This is a genomic window from Paraflavitalea sp., assembly GCF_059502485.1.
Map to the genome: position 1 here is coordinate 112004 of NZ_JCACET010000009.1, position 19351 is coordinate 131354.

Consider the following 19351-nt stretch of genomic DNA (forward strand, 5'->3'; position numbering starts at 1 on the left):
ACTCCCTACAACATTTCAACGATCTGGATATTATTCCCGCAAGTATCATTGAATACAGCAATCTTCACCGTTCCCATGGCTGTGGGCTTTACACTGAAGATGACGCCCAACTTCAAAAGCCGGTCATATTCCTTTTGAACATCATCCACATTGAATTGCGTATAGGGGATCCCCGCATCGAACAGCGCCTTTTGATACGTTTTGGCGGGCTCGAAGTTATCAGGTGATGGCTCCAACAATATTTCTGTCCCTTCCTGCTCTTCTTTGTCTACCACCGTCAGCCACCGGTTCTTTTCACTCAAAGGCACATCGTGCTTTTTTACAAAACCCAGTTTATTGGTATAGAAATCCAATGCCTTGTCCTGATCCAGAACAGGAATACTGACAATTTTAACTTTCATGGTAAAAGAGTTGATTTAATGCAGGCAAGTTCTCCAATGGGCGCCTGATTCACTTTGCGAAAGTTGCTCTTTTTTGAAACTCGATAGGAGATACCCCAATCTTGCTCTTGAAAAGCGTACTAAATGAGCTCGGCGTATCGAATCCGGCACGATAACAGGCATCGGAGATCGGCATCCCTTCCCGCAAACATTTCTTGGCTTCCTCCAGCCGTTTAATGGTCAGGTATTGCTTGGGAGTGAGGCCATAATACTTTTTGAAGAGCCGGAGCAAATGAAACTTGGAAGTAAAACGCATATGAGACAGCAGGTCCAGATTCAGCTCCCCATCGAAGTTCTGATCAATAAAGTTCCGTATGGCAATAACAGTTGCAAGCTGCTGGTCATTTGAATAACAAATGCCCTTGATCCTGTTTATTTCTGTCTGGTAAAAGTTCATGACGTTTTCCATACCCGGCAACGTTGGCTGCCGGCCTGCGCTAATATACAAATTCCTTACAAAACAAAGAGGCTGCCTCACAGGAGACAGCCTCATATTGAACCTAACTGCTAACAGACTTACTTAATAAACACCATCATACGGATTCTGGTCCGCAGGAGTCATGGCGGTGTTGCTGGTGAACTCTGCAGTCGGCAACTGGAATATCATCCTCCATGAACGCGCAGGGAGATTGATGATACGTGGATGGTCGCCGGTGCGGGTCAGGCCCTGAACAGTACGCAAAATGTCAAACCAGGCAAAACCTTCACCATACAATTCCTTTCTGCGTTCCACAAGAATATCATTGATAAGAGCAGCGCCAGTTGAAGCGCTTCTTGTAGCACCCCGCTTGTCCTGAAGCTCCCACAACACAGCCTGCGCTGCCGCATCCTGTCCACCTTGTCTGGCAATCGCCTCAGCCTCTATCAGCAACATTTCAGAAGCACGCATCATGATCACATCACCGGTACCGGTAGACTTATCACGGAACTTATCTGAAGTCCAGAGGTTATAATCTACCCTTTTCCAAAACTGGTTACGTGCATCAGTAGCAGAGAACAGGTCTTTGAACTGGTCATTCACACAATAAGTGTCAAAGCTCCAGCGTGTACCCCTTGTCTTATTAGCCCACAAAGTGAAAGAAGTGATGTCACCAAACATCGCATCGGTGGTTTGGCGTTGTCCCCACATCCACTCGGTATTGTCCCATTCGTTGAAGCCGGTCTTGTATTGGTCACCGGTCATGATGGGGAAGCCAGTGCGCGCCAGTTTGGCCGTAGCAGCAGCATTAGGCCAGTCTTCCATAGTCAGGTACACCTCAGCAAGGATACCTTGAGCCACCTGCTGGTTGATCATATTTTTGTACCTGCGGCTAAAACCTGCCAAACCAGGAATAGCAGCCTTCAGGTCATCCACGATATACTTATAGATGGTAGCCACAGTTTCACGGGGCTTACCGATTGTACCCGGCTTGTCGTAGAAAGGCACACAAGGCTTATCCTTTCCGATAGAGTAAGTAGGTGCAAACAGTCTGGCCAGGTAAAAATAAGACCAGGCCCTGAGCGCTAAAGCCTGCGCTTTGATCTGCGTTCTACGCGTAGCGTCACCTTCTATCCCGTCGATGTTAGCCAATATGTTGTTGGCATTGCCCGACAGCGTATAAAAATATTGCCACATGTTGATAGGCAACGTTTGATCCGCCCGGGTAGAAGCGAGGATGAAGTGGTTGTAATAAGCCTGCATATAACCTTGCGCCTCGAAAACGATGATATCCTTGGAAGCAGCATCCAGGCCATTCTGCCAGCTGATGATACCACTGGATTCCACAACAGTGCTTTTTGAACGCTGATAACGATAAGTACCATTCAGTACCGTTTGAGCACCATCCAGCGAGGTGAAAAGATTCTGATCAGAAACCTGAGTAGTAGGATTGGTCTCCAGGAAATTCTTTTCACAACTGGTCGAAAGCGTAGCCACTGCTAACGCTATATAGAGAAACTTTTTGTTGTTTGTCATGATTGTACGTTTTACAGTGGTTTACTAAAGGCTTAACTGTAAGCCAAGGGAATAACTTTTGTAAGTAGGAGCAGCACCTGAACCGCCCGCGCCATCACCCACAGCACCATTGATCGTTGTTTCAGGATCAGTGCCTCTTTTCTTCGCAGCACCCCACGTAAGCAGGTTAGTACCTTGTGCAATCACACGGAAAGTACCAATATGTAAACGCTTCATTACGCTCGCAGGGATCGTATAGCCCAACGTCACGTTACGCAAACGCACAAAAGAGTTATTGAACAAATACTGGTTGGAGTATACTGAAACGGTTGTCTGCGTAAACTCTGATATCCGTGGGATGTTGGTATTCTTGTTCTCAGGAGTCCAGCGGTCAAGGATCTGTGCGCTCAGGTTGAAACCTCTTCTCCACCTTACACCCTCGATATAGTCGGCATCATACATTTTGCCACCAATGCTGTAGTAGAACATGAAACTAAGGTCGATGCCTTTGTAGTTGAAAGAGTTGGTAATACCGCCAAACCAGTCGGGGATAGAACTTCCCAGGTAATACTGTTGGTCAAGCCCACCCACTTCTGTAGATACTTCAGTTCTCACCAGCTTGCCATCAGCTCCTTTTTTCCACCAGCCGTTGTTACCTGTTTCAGGATTCACACCAGCCCACAGCGGACCAAAGAACTCGTAACGGGATACACCCTCAGTCCATTTGTAACGGCCACTGTAAATTTCTTTCTGAGGCAGACGAACGATCTTGTTCTTGTAAGTAGAAGCGTTCATGTCGAAGTTCCACCTGAAATTCTTATTACTGATGATATTGGCATTGATATTAAACTCCCAGCCATAGTTCTTAACGTCGCCGATATTTTCATCGATACCGCTATTGCCGGTAGAAGGAGGCAGCGGCCTGTTGAAGATCAGGTCTTTCGACAAACGGTTGAACCAGTCTACGTTGATGTTGACTTTATTGAACAGAGTGAAGTCGAGACCGATATCAGTCTGAGCATTGCTTTCCCATTGCAGATCGGGTGTTGGGAGCCTGGAGAGGATAGCACCTGCCAGGTCCATGAAGTTGTAACCGGTAGCATACAAGCCTTGGTAAGCATAGTAACCTACGTTGTCATTACCCGTTGTACCATAGCTGGCGCGGAGTTTGGCATTTTGGAGCCAGTTGATACCCTTCATGAATTCTTCATCACTGAATTTCCAGGAAGCGCTCGCCGACCAGAATTTACCCCACCTGTTATCAGGGTGAAAACGGGAAGAACCATCCGTCCGGAAACTACCCGTTACGAAATAACGGTTCATGAAACTATACTCTACTTTAGACAGATAACTGTTCAAACGATAGTTGTCTTCACCAGAGCCGGAGCTCACCTGCGTAGAAGCAGCACTCATTTCATAAATACCAGGCAAAGGGAAACCTCTTCTGCTGGCGTTAGCAGAAATAACGCGCAGCTTGTAGCTTTCCTGACCAGCCAGCACATTCAGGTGATGCTCGCCAAAAGATTTATCGTAAGTCAACAAGTTATTAATGGTGTAAGAGAAACGCCTGTTGAAGCTACGGTTGGCACTACCGCCGTTACCCACTGCGCCACCAATAGTGGAAGAGGAGTAACCTTGGCCGGCTGTATTACCAAGATCAGTACTGATAGAAGTACGGAAAACCAGTTCCGGTAAGAACTTGATCTCTGCAAAGCTGCGGGTAGTCAGCAGGTCATATTGGCTGCCGGAGAAATCCCAGTTGTCTTCATTTTTGAAATCACCGATGAAGCGCGTATTCCAGCCTCTCCACTCAGTACGTGTAGTATCACCAAAATCAGGGATCAGTTTACCATTAGGATCTTTTTTGTATTCACCCTTTGCATAATCCCACACGTATACAGGATAAACCTCAGGCATTACACGGATAAAACGAGTACCAACAAAAGGATTTTGCGTAAAGGAACTGGTATAAGCGATACTGGTTCCTACTTTCAGCCAGCTTTTTACATCAGAAGTCACATTCGCGCGGGCAGAGATACGGTTGAATTTCTGTACCAGCATGTTACCATTATCCTTCAGGTAAGAAGCAGACAGGAAATATTGCGTCTTTTGGCCCTGACCAGTGCTGCCACTGAAGTCGAGGCTGTATTCCTGGCGCAGCGATTGGCGGAACATTTCACCAAACCAGTCGCCGGAAAATATTTGTGTTAACCCTGGTTTCATTTTACCATCCAAGCCAACAGGCTTGGGATCAACGAACGGGTTCTGACGTGCTTGCTGGAAAAAACGCGACGCGAGGTTATCAGTAGCGAATTGAGCAGCAGCAGCGGCAGACATGCCCTCATCCAGCTTACCGTTCCGCAGCGCTTCCCAACCCAGTTCGAACAATTGAGTAGAAGTTACTTTATCAGGGAAGTTTACCGCAAAATCGGAGTAGCCCCAGTTTGAACGGAAATTGACCTGCGCTACGTTGCCACCCTTTTTGGTAGTGATAACAACCACGCCATTAGCAGCCCGTGAACCATACAGTGAAGTGGCCGCCGCATCCTTCAATACAGTAAAAGTTGCGATATCTGAAGGGTTGATCGCACTGAGGGCGCCCGAATAAGGCATACCGTCCAGGATGAACAACGGATCAGTATTGTTTTGCATAGAGCTCAAACCACGAATCAGGATAGTACCATCCGAACCGGGCTGACCATTTGTATTTAATACCTGTACACCTGGGCTCATACCCTGCAGTGCCTGGCCTACGTTAGAAGCTTGGATCTTTTGGATTTTTTCACCGGATATGACCGTTGCAGCACCGGAATAAGCACTCTTCTTGGCAGTACCATAAGCAGCCACGATCACTTCATCCAGCTCACTGCTGCTCTTTTTCATCGTCACGGTAATAGAAGTTTGATTGGAAATGGCAATCTCTGAATTGCCATAACCCACCGCACTCACGATGAGCGTTGCATTGCTGCCGCTGTAAGTTAAAGTAAAGTTACCGTCATCAGTGGTCCTCGTACCTTGTGTAGAACCTTTGATCATAACAGAAGCGCCGGCTACAGGCTCGCCACTTTCGTTAACGACACGTCCCTTGATCTCGGCCCGGAGATAAGGCAATTCATTGTTGGGAGATGGAGTGAAAGCATACGCATTCACTTGATAGGAAGCTATAAGCAAAAATACACCGGTTATTTTCATCAGCAGTTGCGCAGACAAAAACCCTTTACCTGTCTTGCAGGGGATGTTTTGGTTCATACAGTTGTAATGTTTAAGCGTTTACACAGCAGTTTGTCAGTTCATTTTGCTGCTATTACCAGGCTGCACATCGATCATTTTACAAGTGGCAGTGAAGCGTCTGACCCGCTTGACTCTTCTGGTTGACAGCTTTTGTTTTGTATTACATCATGAGTTTTGTTTTAGTGAATAAAAAGAGTTGCGGTGATAGATGGATATGTTGGAGGTGAAAGAAATTTGCGTGACTGTTGCTATGTATTTTCAATAATGGCGGCAACACTTGAGCAAGGAGGATAGGTTCATTGCACGCAAAAGCGTAGTTATCGTCCGATGTTATTTGGCAAAGGACGATCTGTTCTGTATGTGAAGCAGAATAGAACAATAGTAATCGTTGAATAACCAAATTTATCCAATGATACCACGCAAGCATACTTGTATATTAACCCATGATTTATCAAAAATGATTTCTTTGTTAATGATGGAAGCACAGATCATTAATTGATAATTCAGTGTTAAGAGCGGTAAAGAAAATTGTCAATAAGGATCAAGATAAATTCACGCCACTAATAAAAAATGCCTCCGGAACTCCGGAGGCATCAATTATTGTACTGCATTGCTCTACGAGGCTTGCAGCTTGCTCTACGAGGCTTGTAGCCTCGCAGTTCTATTCCCGGGCCTTCGGCCCGCACCAAAACATGTCATTCATACCCCAGCGCCTCCCGCGTCGTGATCCTGTTTGCACGCCGTGCAGGATAAAACGACGCAGCATACGAACCAACAATAATGATCAACATCCATATACCGATCCCTTTCAGCGAAAGCGTAAGCGACAACGGTGTGCGGAAAGACAGGTTACCAATAAACCGGCCCAGGAAAAAAGAAAGCACCAACGACAAAGCAAAAGCAATGATCAGACTCGCAATCCCGGTCAACAGCCCTTCCCACGTGATCAGTTGATAGATCTTGCGCGGCGTGGCGCCGATGGCCCGCATCACGCCGATCTCCCGTGTTCGTTCCAGCACATTCATGCTCATGGTCGACAACAAACCAAGCATACCGACAAGCCCCATCAACACAGCAAGCGACAACAACGAGTTGACCAACACCTTCATATGACCGGCAATGGCATTGCGCAACATCCACACGGGCATACTGAGACTCACTGAGAATTGCCCGCTTTCCAGCACCTGCTCCACAACCCGGTTCTTTTGTAGCACCTGCTCCCTCGACCGGTCATTATAACCAATACGCAACATATTGATACTACCCGGCATATTCAACAGATTATTAAATGCATCCAGCGACACATAAGCAATGGCCGGACTACCCACATCCCTTGTAAAACCGATCACCGTCCACTCAGTAGGTTTACCATCGATCAGCAGCGACACCACATCACCGGTCTGCACGGCGGGCAATAAACCACGTGCCCCTTGATTTAAGACCACTTCACGCGCTTGCGGATTGTGCAGCCATTGACCACCTACAACCGATGGATGTAATAATTGAGTAGGTACAGGCAAAGCCTGCAACGAAAAACTCCCATGCCCCTTATCAGGATAAGTGTTCGTCACCTGATAGCTACTGCTCATTTTAGCAATAGAGGTAGCGCAATAACGCCAGCCTTCTACCTTGCGTACGCCCGGTATAGCAGCAACGGAACCCACAATGCTGTCGCGCTTAACCACATTGTTGAGCCTGATCTCCATATCATACAACCGTTGCACATGGATCTGCTGCAGATTCTGGTCCCAGGCCTCCGACACATTTAGTGCCGACATGAACATAGCGCCACCAACAGCCAGCAGGCCAAGCGTCATATTGAGTCGTGCACGCTGCCGGAAAACATTCCGCACAGCAAGCAACAACGTTTCATTCATTCGCCGCAGCCGCGATAACCGTAAAAAGAATGGACTATAAACAGTTGTCTGCTGAGACACACCATAATTATCCAAAGCAGTACGCACCTTTATCCGGCTACCACGCACAATAGGAAAAGCAGCCGCAATACAGGGAATTACAATGCCGGCAGCTACCTGTATCAGCGGCACAGTAAAAGGTATGGTATCATCATGGATTTCCAGGTTCAGCAAGCCCGCCAGCTGATCGGAAAAAGCATCAGCAGCCAGCTTGCTAAGCGGAATAGCCAATACCAGGGCCACCATACAAATAATAAGCACCAGCAACAAATAGATCCGGAAAACCTGGAAAGGCGTAGCCCCAATCGTTTTCATGATCCCGATCTGCCGCACCTGCTTCACCATCAGTGTCGATAAAGAAGTAGCTACCAGTATAGAGCCCAATATCAACACCATAAAACAGAATATAACAAACAACGTCATCACTGCATTCATCTGCCCCTGATGTGGATGCTTGCCGGGAGAGGGCACCTGTATCTCATGAACAGCATGACCATTGCTGCGAAGCCAATCTGTAACCATCTTCGCCCTGTCCGTGATAGATTGCTTGGTAGCGTTTGATTCAGCAACAATGATCCTGAGCTGATTGAATCCCTGCGTTTCTCCAAGCTTTTGCAGCGAAGCAAGCGTAGTATAGCCATACCCCGCCTGTTCCTGCCAGGCAGGCGCCAGCCCGGCATCATGCACAGTACCACTTAATTTCATCCTGTACGGCACACCATGCGGTGTTTTCACCAGCAAAGAATCCCCTTCACGGGCATGCATCACGGAGTAGGCAGAACGCTCCACCAGCATACTTTGCACAGCAGGAACAGCAGCACCCGAAACAGGCCGGAAGACATTAGTACGCTTACCCGCAAAATCATCCACCACAAATAACAACAACGGGTACCAGCGATCTTCTACCCGCATGCGCGCCACGACTGTGGCATGCCGCTCAGCCACCTTGATCCCTGGCAGCTGACGCACACTGTCCAGTAAGCCCGTCGAAATACTGTCCTCCAGTTCAATAGTAGCCGACGCAGGTTGCGTACCGAGATAATTAACAGCCATCTCTCGTTTGATCACATTGTAAGAGCCCAGGATAGTACCAATGCCCCATACGCCCAAAGCAACGGCCAGCACCAGCATAAAATATTTGATAGAGTCAGATTGAAGGTCACGAATGACTTTCCAATACCTTGTTTTCATAATAAAAAATGAAAAGTGATTAGGAATAAACAACAGAGCCATCAAGGAGAGAGATAGTGCTTTCAAAGTAAGAAGCGAAGTCCCGCTCATGCGTCACAACGATCACTGTTTTGCCCGCCCGTGCAAGACGGGAAAACAATTCCATGATCGAAGAAGCAGTCTGAGAATCGAGGTTGCCCGTAGGCTCATCAGCAATGATTACCGGTGGGTCATTGGCCAGCGCACGCGCAATGGCTGCCCGTTGCTGTTGCCCGCCCGATAAAGCCGAAGGCAGTTTGTCAGCCTGCTCTTTGATGTCAACCAGAGATAATAATGACAGCGCCCGGCCACGGCGTTCCTTCTTGGGATAACTGTTGCAAAAATCCATCGGCAGCATCACGTTTTCTGCAATAGTCAGCGTGGGCAGCAGTTGGAAGAACTGAAATACTACCCCGATATTCTTGCCCCGCCAGGAAGCAAGCTCACCTTCAGGCAGCTTGTCCACCCGGATACCATTGATCGATACATCACCAGCTGAAGGTTTGTCGATACCCGAAATAACATGTAGCAACGTCGACTTGCCACTGCCGGATTTCCCCGTAATAGCCACCAGTTGGCCTTTGCCAATATCCAGGTCGATACCCTTCAAAGCCTCGAAAGTCCCCGAAACTACCGGGAAAGATTTACGCACGGCACGCAGCCGGATAAGAGAAGCGTTGGATTGGTCCATACAATAGATTTATGGAACAATAGTACACCACACCATGGCGGAGCAGGTCCAACAGTATCTGTCCGGACGTCCTACGCGGAAAGGTTTTTCCTGTACTCGGTAGGCGTAAGCCCGGTAAAACGCTTGAAGATGAGATTGAAAGTCGATTTGGATTTGAAACCAGCCTCAAAAGCTATACCCAGTAAGTTATAATGCGCCATCTCAGGGTCGGCCATTAGCCGCTTCACTTCCTCTACACGATATTTATTAATGAAGTCGTAAAAGTTCTCGCCCAGGCCATCATTGATCAGTTGCGACAATTGGCTCCGGCTGATATTCACCTGCTGCGCCAATGCGTTCAGCGACAACTCAGGATCGAGGTAAGGCTTTTGCCGCGCCATAAAAGAGACCAGCTTATCGAGCAATGCCTGGTCGGGAGCAACGGGCGTACTGGCAACAACGGCAACCGGCTCCATTGGTTCTTCCGCCCGTTCAGGAATAATAAGATCGAAAACATGCCTTTGCAGAATACCTTTAAAACTGAGCGCATACACCGAAAGCGCAAACACTACCGCTGTAGCCCTTGGCACCAATTGCCGTTGCTTCCAGTGAATAGCAGAAAACAATAGACTGAGCAGGAAAAACACATTGATCAGCAGGAATACCATTAAAAAGAACTTCACCCAGGCAATACTCACATCTTCCGTATTCGACACCTCCTGCCGCAGCAATTGCTGGTGCGCCTGCCATTTCCGGTGCATGGCAATCTGGTATCCCAGGAACTGCGCCACCACCATTAGCCAGAAAAAGACATATAGACTCCGTTTATGATCATTAATAAATGCAACCAACCCCGGCTGTCGCCCATTATAGGTCAATGACAAAAAAACGATCAGCAAAAACGGAACAAAGTGGAGCAGGAGGGCAGGAGAGAACCGCACCCGCTGCCCGGTAAGTGCCACTGCATAAAACCACGACAACGGCGCGATCAGCAAAAAAGTGGGATCACCCGGCGAATAACTGCCCGATGAAAAATGACTGATAATACGTCCGAAATACAAACTGTGAAAAATACTGAAGGCCAGCGCCACCAGCAAAACCGACAGAAAAACATTGGCGCGGTTACGCCGCACCCCTTTATTGTTCAGCAACAGGATCACGAACACAGCCGTGGCAATACTCCCGTCGCACAGGATCGTGAAAAACTGGTTCCAGAATGTGCCCAATTGACAACAGATTAAAATATAGAAAGGCCCTAAAAATAGACCAAAACCATTTACCCCCCGTCCAGCTGGATGCTGTTGGACGTACAATAAGTTGGTTGCCAGCCCCAGATACTTTAATTTGCCGGAAATTAATACACGAGGAGCAGCACATCAGGCTGCCTTTGACGACCCTTGAAAAAAGTTAAACACATACTGCTTAGAACAATACTTTACCTCACAGCTTTCCAGGTACTCAACCTGAGCATCGATTCCGACTACATTATTACCCAGGGCTTCAGCATCGTTTCAAGCGATTTTGACGATATAGATTCATTCGGCGAATACGTATTGGAAAAAGTGCTGGGAGATAACCAATACACGTCCGAGGACAACGATGACACAGGCAGCCCTTTCAACAAAGCACTGGACGAATTCGGCAGCGGCCTGTTATATTATGAATCCCATATTATACCTAAGCCGTTACCCAACAGCACCGGTAGCTCATCCTGGTTTGCAGGTTTAGACCTCGCCAACAGGACCTGCGGAGGCTATCGGGATATAATCACACCGCCGCCCGATAAGGCATCAACCAGCTGCTGACCACTAAGGTCAGTTCCTCCTTTAATTATATACAACAATTTTTTGCCTCAATAACAAGGCATGGCAACACGGCCATACCCTTTCAACATTCGAAAATGGAAATACTGATCATCATGCTGTTGATCCTGCTCAATGGCATTTTCTCTATGAGCGAGATAGCCCTCGTATCATCCCGCAAATTCAAGCTCGAAACAGCCGCCAAAAAAGGAAATACCAATGCAAAAAAAGCCCTCGAGCTGGCCAACAACCCGAATACATTCCTCTCCACGGTACAGATTGGCATCACACTCATCGGTATCTTGACAGGTATCTTCAGTGGCGATGCCATCACGGCCAACCTCAAAGCAGCCATCGAAAAAATAGACCTCTTACGCCCTTATGCCAACACATTGGCAGTCGCCTCCATTGTGATCATCGTCACCTTTCTCTCCATTGTCTTTGGAGAGCTGCTGCCCAAGCGTATTGGACTGATGTTCCCTGAAGCCATTGCCACCCTTGTAGCCCGGCCCATGACCATTATATCTATTATTACGAGGCCATTTATCTGGCTGCTCACGAAAACGAATGACCTGTTCCTGTCGATCTTTGGACTGAAAGGACAAAAAGAAGGAATAGTAAGCGAAGAAGAAATAAAAGCCATCATACAGGAAAGTACCGAAGGAGGCGAGATCCAGCAAATTGAACAGAACATTGTACACCGCGTATTCGCGTTGGGCGATAGGAGAGTAAGCGAATTGATGACACACCGCGCCGACCTCGTATGGTTCAACATTAACGACGACCTGCAAACAGTAAAAAAGAAAGCCGGGAAAGAAAAACATTCAGTATACATTGTTTGCAACGGCAACAACCTCGATAAACTGGCAGGCATTGTTTCCGTTAAAGACATCTTCCCCGACGATATACAAGAAGGAACATTTCAACTATCCGGCTATCTGAAACAACCTGTATTGGTACACGAAAATACACCGGCATATAAAGTACTCGAAACATTCAAAACGAGGAAGATCCACTACGCCATAGTAGTAGATGAGTATGGCAGTGTACAGGGCATGGTAGCCATGGATGATGTACTGGATGCCTTGCTGGGCGATGCCACAGAATACAACCAGGAAGAATACAGTATTGTCGCACGCGATGATAAAAGCTGGCTGGCAGATGGACAATATCCCTTCTTCGAATTCCTGCATTACTTCGACATAGCGGCAGAAGCACCCGGCGACTATAACACCCTTGGCGGCTTGATCCTCGATCTCCTCAACCACATCCCCGAACCCGGCGAAAAAGTAACCTGGCAAAACTTCCAATTCGAAGTAATGGATATGGATGGCCCGCGGATCGATAAACTATTGATCAGTACTAAATAACAGACCAAATAAAGAAAGTGACAATCCCCCTCAATAATTTATAGTACTTTCGCTCCGCATTGGTTTTTAGCATGCACCATGCATGTTAGAATTAATAGGGAATCAGGTGCAAATCCTGAACAGACCCGCTACTGTAAGTTCTGCAACAACACTTTGGCATCTACATGCCACTGTCCCCATAAAACAGGGATGGGAAGGCCCGCCAAAGTGAGAACAAGTCAGGAGACCTGCCAACGCAGATAATCTTTAAAGCTTTCGAGGATAAGGCTTTGAACACAGTTTGAGCTGAAGCTATTTCAGTATCTATGTTGTTTTCATGTCTTCCGGTAAGCGATTCTTTTGAATCAATTATTGATGTATATGTCAAATACATTAAAAACGTTACTAATAACGTTTTTGATAGTTGCTGGCCATGATCTGTATAGCCAGCAAAACAACCAGGACACTGCACGCGTAGATACGGGCCGTATAAAACTATTGCCATACGTCACGGTGTCTACTGCTGCCTATAAAGAAATCATCCCTGCACAAAAGCTCTCCGGAGCACAATTGAAAAGCCTCAACAGTTTTTCTGTAGCAGATGCCATACGATACTTTGCAGGAGTCCAGGTAAAAGACTACGGTGGAATAGGAGGGCTCAAGACCGTGGATATGCGCAGCATGGGCACCAACCACATGGGCGTTTTTTATGATGGCATTCAATTAGGCAATGCCCAGAACGGACAGATAGACCTCGGCAAATTCTCCATGGACAACATTGAGTCCATCTCCGTGTACAACGGCCAGAAAAGTGACATCTTCCAACCCGCCAAAGACTACGGATCATCTGGCACCATTTACCTCCGTAGCCGCAAGCCCGTCTTCGATTCAACCAAAAGAACAAACCTCAAAGGCGTTTTCAAAACAGGCTCGTTCGACTTGATCAACCCCTCTATATTACTGGAGCAGAAGTTGACGGAAAACATACACGCAGCCTTCAGCGGCGAATACACAAACTCATCCGGCCGTTATCCATTTCGTTACAAAAGAGTATTTCATGAGTCGGGCAACACAGCCTGGGATACGACAGCCGTCCGTGAAAATGGAGATATCGAAGCCATCAGGCTGGAAACAGGATTATATGGAAACATAGACCGAGGGGTATGGAATGCCAAAGCCTACTTCTACAATTCAGAAAGAGGCATACCGGGAGCTATCGTCAACAACGTTTGGAAACGCGCCCAACGACAGTGGGACAGGAACTTCTTTCTGCAAGGCTCTTTTAGAAAAAACATCCTCCGTGGCTACGACATCCAGGTCAATGCAAAATATGCCAACGACTACATGCGCTACCTGAATCCCGATACAACCCTATTATACATCGACAACAATTTTCACCAGCAGGAGTGGTATGCATCCGTCGCCAACAAGTATAGCCTTACAAAAAAGATCGACATCGACCTGTCAACAGATTTCCAGTACAATATACTCAACTCCAACCTCGACGGATTTGTATTTCCAAAAAGATTTACGTCCCTCGTAGCCCTGGCCGGAGCAGCAGACCTCGGAAAAGTGAAAATGCAGGCCAGCCTGTTAGGCACGTTTATAAACGAACGCATTACGAGAGGAAACACATCAACGGGAGATTCTGCTATCGCCGCCCCCTCCAAACAGGAACTTACCCCCGCATTCTTTGTGTCCTGGAAGCCATTTCCTAAAACAGACTTCAACGTAAGAGCCTTTTACAAGAACATTTTCCGGATGCCGACCTTCAACGATCTCTACTACACAGACATCGGTAACATTAGCCTGCAACCGGAATACACCCACCAATACAACCTTGGTTTTGCTTACCGTAAAACCTGGCCCGGAAAAGTATTGAGCGAATGGCAGCTGCAAGCCGATGGCTATTTCAATAAGGTCACCAACAAAATAGTAGCCGTTCCCAAGGGCAGCGGCATGTACCGTTGGATGATGATGAACATTGGAGATGTGAAGATAAAAGGAGTAGATGTAGTCACCGATCAGGCGTTTGCTTTACCAGTTGGCGTTGTACTCAACCTGAGACTGGCGTATACCTACCAGCGTGCACAGGACTTTACAACACGAAAAAATCCCGAGCTGCAAAAGATCACCTACGGCGGGCAAATACCTTACATACCCTGGCACAGCGGCTCACTTATTTCAAGTATACAATACAGAGGCTATCGGCTCAACTACAGCTTCATTTATGTAGGAGAGCGCTACCACAACTCAGCCAACATACCAGAGAACTATGAACAACCATGGTACACCCACGACCTCTCAGCCTCGAAAGAGATTAGACTGAAACAATACCGCTGCAAGATATCCGGAGAACTGAACAATGTTTTTAGCCAGGACTATGAAGTAGTAGTAAACTATCCGATGCCTAAACGAAATTTCAAGATCATTTTATCTGTTGAGCTATGAGAAAGTATCCATTACACTACATAGTGCTGCTGTCACTCACTATCGCAGCCACCGCATGCAGGAAAGATGTAGCCATCTTCGAAAATGAAGACATTCCACTGGACACGGGGGCACAAAACGGGTTTGCCGGCTTCTACCTGCTCAATGAAGGCAACATGGGTAGCAACAAAAGCACACTGGACTATTATGACTACACGGCCGGTCAATTCCAAAGAAATATTTACGCAGCCATTAACCCTACGGTACCGAAAGAGTTGGGAGATGTCGGCAATGACATCGCCATCTATGGCACTAAGCTCTACGCAGTCATCAATGCTTCCAACAAAGTAGAAGTAATGAATGCAAGAACAGCCAAAAGGATGGGGCAGATCAATATCCCCAATTGCCGCTACATAAAATTCGACAAAGGATTTGCCTACATCACTTCCTATGCAGGCCCCATCGAGATCAATCCAAACTATTCCCAGAAAGGATATGTAGCCAAAGTTGATACAGCTACCCTTACAGTAATAGACAAATGCATAGTAGGCTTCCAGCCCGACAACCTGGAGATCACCAATGGCAAAATATACGTAGCCAACTCAGGAGGCTATATGGGTGCCGGAAACACGGAGAAATACGAGCGAACAGTTTCCGTGATCGATCTGGGAACCTTTAAAGAAGAGAAACGCATCGATGTAGCATACAACCTCCACCACATCAAAGCCGATAAGCGCGGCGACCTCTGGGTCACATCGAGAGGCGATTATAAACAACTGCCCTCCAGGCTCTACTTTATCGACAAAGACCAGCAAAAAGTAACAGACACATTGCCCATTGCGGTCAGCAACTATTACCTCGATGGCGACTCACTGTATGTATACAGCACAGAGTGGAGTTACGTCACCTATTCCAATGTGATCTCTTACGGCATCGTCAATACCCGTACCCGCGAGATAGTCAGCCGTTCATTTATTACCGATGGCACCGACAAAGAAATAGAAATACCCTATGGTATTATGGTACACCCGGTCACCAAAGACATCTACGTCACAGATGCCGGCAACTATGTCTCACCCGGCATATTATACTGCTTTTCAAAAGAGGGGAAAAAGAAATGGAGCGTTCGCACCGGCGATATACCGGCCCACTTTGCCCTATTACCCAAACAATAGCATAACTCGAAAATAAAACACATGAACAGGAACATTTTTCTAACACTACTGGCAGTAGCTGTTTTCTTTGCCTTCTCTTGCAAAAAAGAGCAGTATATCGCCCCAACCATTTCCGGGATCGGAACAGACACGATCACACTCAACATTGGCGACGAAATGGAATTGGCTCCCAACATTACCAACCTGAAAGGAAACATATACGCATGGTTGGTGAATGGAAAGGAAGTAGCAGCTGACCAGGTCAGCTATACCTTCAAAGCTACCGAGCCGGGCAACTTCAATGTTACCTTCAAGGCAAACAACAAAGCAGGCACTGCTGAGCAATCTTTTAAAATATTTGTTGAAAAACCAATTACCGTATCAGTTCCCGGCGAACTGTCGGTTTCCCTGTCTACAGTTATAGACATCACACCTGAGGTCAGCGGTCCTGAGCGGAATGATTACACCTATGTATGGTCCATCGGCGATTCTGTGATCAGCAAAAAAAGCAGCCTCACCTTTATCTCTCCCGAGGCAGGTACCTTCCCCCTCACATTGAAAGTAACCGCCGGCAAACAATCAGCCAGCTCCACCCGCAATATCGAGGTGAAGACAGCCCAATACGTAAAAAATGCCTATACCGTATTGGAATACGCACCCGCACCCGGCAAATTGCACAACTGGGCCATCATCGGCGCCAGAGACCTATGGGATCTGGGACTCGAGCATCCGCTTCCTTACAATGATTTTTTAGCCAAAGCATCCGAAATAAGAAAGACCGATCCTTTTGCTGCTCTTTTTGTAGGCGCCTGGGGCGGATATGCCACCTTTAAATTTGACCACACCGTAGCCAATGTGCCAGGCAAAACAGACCTCGAGCTGACAGCTTTTTATTCCAACAAAGATCTGCCAGCTGTATACGTAGCCTATGATCGCAACAAAAATGGCAAGCCGGACGAAGAAGAGTGGTATGAGATCAAAACGGCAGACTATGGGTTGGAAGATAGCGGGAACTATGCGATGACCTTTACATTGGATAGCTTCAAAACAGATGACAGAAGAGCATATTCTTACCATAGTTACAAAGACAACCAGGATGTGCCAGTCAAGGGACAGATCGCTTACAATAAGACCTTCACCAGTGCCATGACCTATGCAGGAACATTCTCTGTAAGAGGGTTCTTTCCCGGCTTGAACATGACCGATCTTCCTGCGAAAAAAATGGGCATGCTGAGCGGTTGGCCAACCTCCTTCACGCGCTCAGGAAAGCGCCTTACCAAAAACGTTACCGGCGCAGCGCCGTTTTTCCAGAACATGAACATCGATATCGACTTCGCAGTAAACAGTAAAGGAGAAAACGTTGAGTTGCCGGGAATCGATTTTGTAAAAGTGCGTAAGGTTGTCTACCCCGTTCAACAGGTAGCGGGCCTCACCGGTTTGCAGGACTATAACCTCGAAGAAGGACGCATGCTGCAAGTAAGGTCTATCCTCGACAAGCACCTCAAATAAGTGTCACCTTCTGTCAACCTGAGTAGCTGCTGTCACACTGAGCCTGTCGAAGTGCTGTCGAAGGGTTGTCGAAGGGATAGATCATCACAAAATTGCAAACAAAACAGTACGATCAATAAACCAGACAAAATGAACAAGCAAAATAAATTCCTCGTATACATCTCCTTCGCTTTACTGGCAATAGCCAGCTGCGGAGAAAAAGATGCTCAGCTCCCGGAAACAGCGCCGGTTATTAACGGCATTGAATCCGAATATTATGTAGTGGTAAAACAATCCTTACAGATAAATCCAACCATTGAAAACAACGTAGATTCGTTGGTATGGCTTGTCAACGGACAAAGAGTAGCCAATGCAAAACAATACACCTTTCAGGCGCCCGCCGATCCCGGAACATATAACCTGATCGTCAGAGCTTACAACCTGGGCAACATTGTCCAGAAAGCAGTGAAGATCACCACGGGTCGCTATATCAATTGGATCACCACAACCAATAAGATACTCACCCTGGAAGCCTCACAGAAATTTGCAGGCAAGACAGATGTAAAATGGGCAGTACTATCGTCCCCGGCCGATCGCTACAGGCTATCTGCAGCCAATACAACAGCGCTGTTTAGCGCCGTAGACAAAGGCGCCTATCAGGTAAAAGTATCCTCAGGCGATGTGATAGATACATTACTGATCACGGTACAGCAGGCTGATAAAGCGCAAACAGCTTATATAACGAAAGTATTCGATTACCTGCCGGCCCCCGGTCAGTTTGTAAACGAATTACCCAAATACAACCCAGGTGATAGCCGGGAAACGATGATCACCAAAGCAGGCAATGAACTGATTGGAGAAGACGCCAACATGATCACCCTCGGAGGATGGGGAGGTTATGTAGTAGTTGGCTTCGACCATACCATTGTAAACGTAGTCGACAGGCGCGATTTCAGGATTTATGGAAATGCGTTTGGCGCCCTTGCCAACCCACGCCCCAATGCCCCCTTTGGAGGAAGCTGTGAACCGGGAATCGTGATGGTAGCATACGATAAAAACAAGAATGGCAAACCCGACGAAGACGAGTGGTACGAGATAAAAGGCAGCGGCAACTTCTCTGCCGACAAAGAACCCTGGTACGCCACGGCTGTCAGCAAAAACCTTGACGTACGCACGTTCCGTACTTACGAAATGACCTACAACAAGCCAACAACAGAAACGCCAGATGCCAATCCACCCAGCAATACCAGTATCAGCAATTATATCCGGTGGACAGACAATCAGGGACAGGAAGGATACAAAATAAAAAATACCTTCCACGCACAGAGCTATTATCCCGGCTGGGTCACAGATAATAAGATCACTTACAAAGGCATACGCCTCGCGCGCAATGGCATGGACGAGAGTGGGGGAGGAACTTACTTTGTATTGTATGCTTTCAATTATGGATATGTAGACAACTATCCCAACCTCCATGACAATGCCGGCATCGATATCGACTGGGCAATCGACAAAGACGGCAACAAAGTCAACCTGCCAGGTATCGACTTTGTAAAAATTTACAACGGAATAGACCAGGAAAACGGTTGGCTGGGAGAAGCATCCACCGAGATCAGCCGTGGAGAAGACCTCCACCTGTTAGGCGCAAAGATCCCTACGATAAACCCATAGACGGAACTACCGGTAAACGAAAAACAGGCTGTATGTGATCATACAGCCTGTTTTCATA

Annotated in this window: 13 protein-coding genes and 1 riboswitch; of the genes, 6 read left to right on the forward strand and 7 right to left on the reverse strand. The window is 47.2% G+C overall.

Annotated features, from left to right (window positions below; translation table 11 throughout):
• Positions 1 to 5 precede the first annotated feature (5 nt).
• The 7 genes from AC5JBY_RS16320 to AC5JBY_RS16350 form a co-directional block, all read right to left on the reverse strand.
• Entirely contained in the window at positions 6 to 401 is a 396-nt protein-coding gene (locus AC5JBY_RS16320) for a VOC family protein (RefSeq protein ID WP_495905687.1), read from the reverse strand.
• 49 nt (positions 402 to 450) lie between these two features.
• Positions 451 to 849 (reverse strand): helix-turn-helix domain-containing protein, encoded by a 399-nt coding sequence (locus tag AC5JBY_RS16325; protein ID WP_495905688.1) that lies wholly within the window; start codon positions 847 to 849, stop codon positions 451 to 453.
• A 111-nt stretch (positions 850 to 960) separates the two neighbouring features.
• Positions 961 to 2394, reverse strand: coding sequence for a RagB/SusD family nutrient uptake outer membrane protein (locus AC5JBY_RS16330; protein ID WP_495905689.1), 1434 nt, complete (start codon positions 2392 to 2394; stop codon positions 961 to 963).
• Between the two features lie 24 nt (positions 2395 to 2418).
• Complete coding sequence (locus AC5JBY_RS16335; protein ID WP_495905690.1) at positions 2419 to 5622, reverse strand: SusC/RagA family TonB-linked outer membrane protein; 3204 nt, start codon at positions 5620 to 5622, stop codon at positions 2419 to 2421.
• Positions 5623 to 6299: 677 nt separating this feature from the next.
• Positions 6300 to 8711: an FtsX-like permease family protein gene (locus AC5JBY_RS16340; protein ID WP_495905691.1), complete on the reverse strand. Its 2412-nt coding sequence runs from the start codon at positions 8709 to 8711 to the stop codon at positions 6300 to 6302.
• Positions 8712 to 8730: 19 nt separating this feature from the next.
• Positions 8731 to 9420, reverse strand: coding sequence for an ABC transporter ATP-binding protein (locus AC5JBY_RS16345; RefSeq protein ID WP_495905692.1), 690 nt, complete (start codon positions 9418 to 9420; stop codon positions 8731 to 8733).
• Between the two features lie 71 nt (positions 9421 to 9491).
• On the reverse strand, positions 9492 to 10625 hold the full coding sequence (locus AC5JBY_RS16350) for a helix-turn-helix domain-containing protein (RefSeq protein WP_495905693.1): 1134 nt from the start codon (positions 10623 to 10625) through the stop codon (positions 9492 to 9494).
• 171 nt (positions 10626 to 10796) lie between these two features.
• On the opposite strand from AC5JBY_RS16350, the gene AC5JBY_RS16355 reads away from it, so the two are divergent.
• From AC5JBY_RS16355 to AC5JBY_RS16380, 6 genes are all read left to right on the forward strand, one after another.
• Complete coding sequence (locus AC5JBY_RS16355) at positions 10797 to 11204, forward strand: hypothetical protein (RefSeq protein WP_495905694.1); 408 nt, start codon at positions 10797 to 10799, stop codon at positions 11202 to 11204.
• 95 nt (positions 11205 to 11299) lie between these two features.
• Positions 11300 to 12571, forward strand: a complete 1272-nt coding sequence (locus tag AC5JBY_RS16360) for a hemolysin family protein (protein WP_495905695.1) — start codon at positions 11300 to 11302, stop codon at positions 12569 to 12571.
• A 43-nt stretch (positions 12572 to 12614) separates the two neighbouring features.
• Positions 12615 to 12820, forward strand: a riboswitch (cobalamin riboswitch).
• A gap of 111 nt (positions 12821 to 12931) precedes the next feature.
• Positions 12932 to 15001 carry a TonB-dependent receptor gene (locus AC5JBY_RS16365; protein WP_495905696.1) on the forward strand — a complete coding sequence of 690 codons (2070 nt, stop codon included), beginning with the start codon at positions 12932 to 12934 and terminating at the stop codon, positions 14999 to 15001.
• Complete coding sequence (locus tag AC5JBY_RS16370) at positions 14998 to 16155, forward strand: YncE family protein (protein ID WP_495905697.1); 1158 nt, start codon at positions 14998 to 15000, stop codon at positions 16153 to 16155. Before AC5JBY_RS16365 ends, AC5JBY_RS16370 begins: the two co-directional genes overlap by 4 nt.
• A gap of 21 nt (positions 16156 to 16176) precedes the next feature.
• Entirely contained in the window at positions 16177 to 17643 is a 1467-nt protein-coding gene (locus AC5JBY_RS16375; RefSeq protein ID WP_495905698.1) for a PKD-like domain-containing protein, read from the forward strand.
• Positions 17644 to 17772: 129 nt separating this feature from the next.
• Positions 17773 to 19293: a hypothetical protein gene (locus AC5JBY_RS16380; protein ID WP_495905699.1), complete on the forward strand. Its 1521-nt coding sequence runs from the start codon at positions 17773 to 17775 to the stop codon at positions 19291 to 19293.
• Positions 19294 to 19351 lie beyond the last annotated feature (58 nt).

What these genes read in the sequence shown, in the direction of transcription:
- AC5JBY_RS16320 (WP_495905687.1), bottom strand. Translation starts at nt 401, where the DNA reads ATGAAAGTTAAAATTGTCAGTATTCCTGTTCTGGATCAGGACAAGGCA.
- AC5JBY_RS16325 (WP_495905688.1), bottom strand. Translation starts at nt 849, where the DNA reads ATGGAAAACGTCATGAACTTTTACCAGACAGAAATAAACAGGATCAAG.
- AC5JBY_RS16330 (WP_495905689.1), bottom strand. Translation starts at nt 2,394, where the DNA reads ATGACAAACAACAAAAAGTTTCTCTATATAGCGTTAGCAGTGGCTACG.
- AC5JBY_RS16335 (WP_495905690.1), bottom strand. Translation starts at nt 5,622, where the DNA reads ATGAACCAAAACATCCCCTGCAAGACAGGTAAAGGGTTTTTGTCTGCG.
- AC5JBY_RS16340 (WP_495905691.1), bottom strand. Translation starts at nt 8,711, where the DNA reads ATGAAAACAAGGTATTGGAAAGTCATTCGTGACCTTCAATCTGACTCT.
- AC5JBY_RS16345 (WP_495905692.1), bottom strand. Translation starts at nt 9,420, where the DNA reads ATGGACCAATCCAACGCTTCTCTTATCCGGCTGCGTGCCGTGCGTAAA.
- AC5JBY_RS16360 (WP_495905695.1), top strand. Translation starts at nt 11,300, where the DNA reads ATGGAAATACTGATCATCATGCTGTTGATCCTGCTCAATGGCATTTTC.
- AC5JBY_RS16365 (WP_495905696.1), top strand. Translation starts at nt 12,932, where the DNA reads ATGTCAAATACATTAAAAACGTTACTAATAACGTTTTTGATAGTTGCT.
- AC5JBY_RS16370 (WP_495905697.1), top strand. Translation starts at nt 14,998, where the DNA reads ATGAGAAAGTATCCATTACACTACATAGTGCTGCTGTCACTCACTATC.
- AC5JBY_RS16375 (WP_495905698.1), top strand. Translation starts at nt 16,177, where the DNA reads ATGAACAGGAACATTTTTCTAACACTACTGGCAGTAGCTGTTTTCTTT.
- AC5JBY_RS16380 (WP_495905699.1), top strand. Translation starts at nt 17,773, where the DNA reads ATGAACAAGCAAAATAAATTCCTCGTATACATCTCCTTCGCTTTACTG.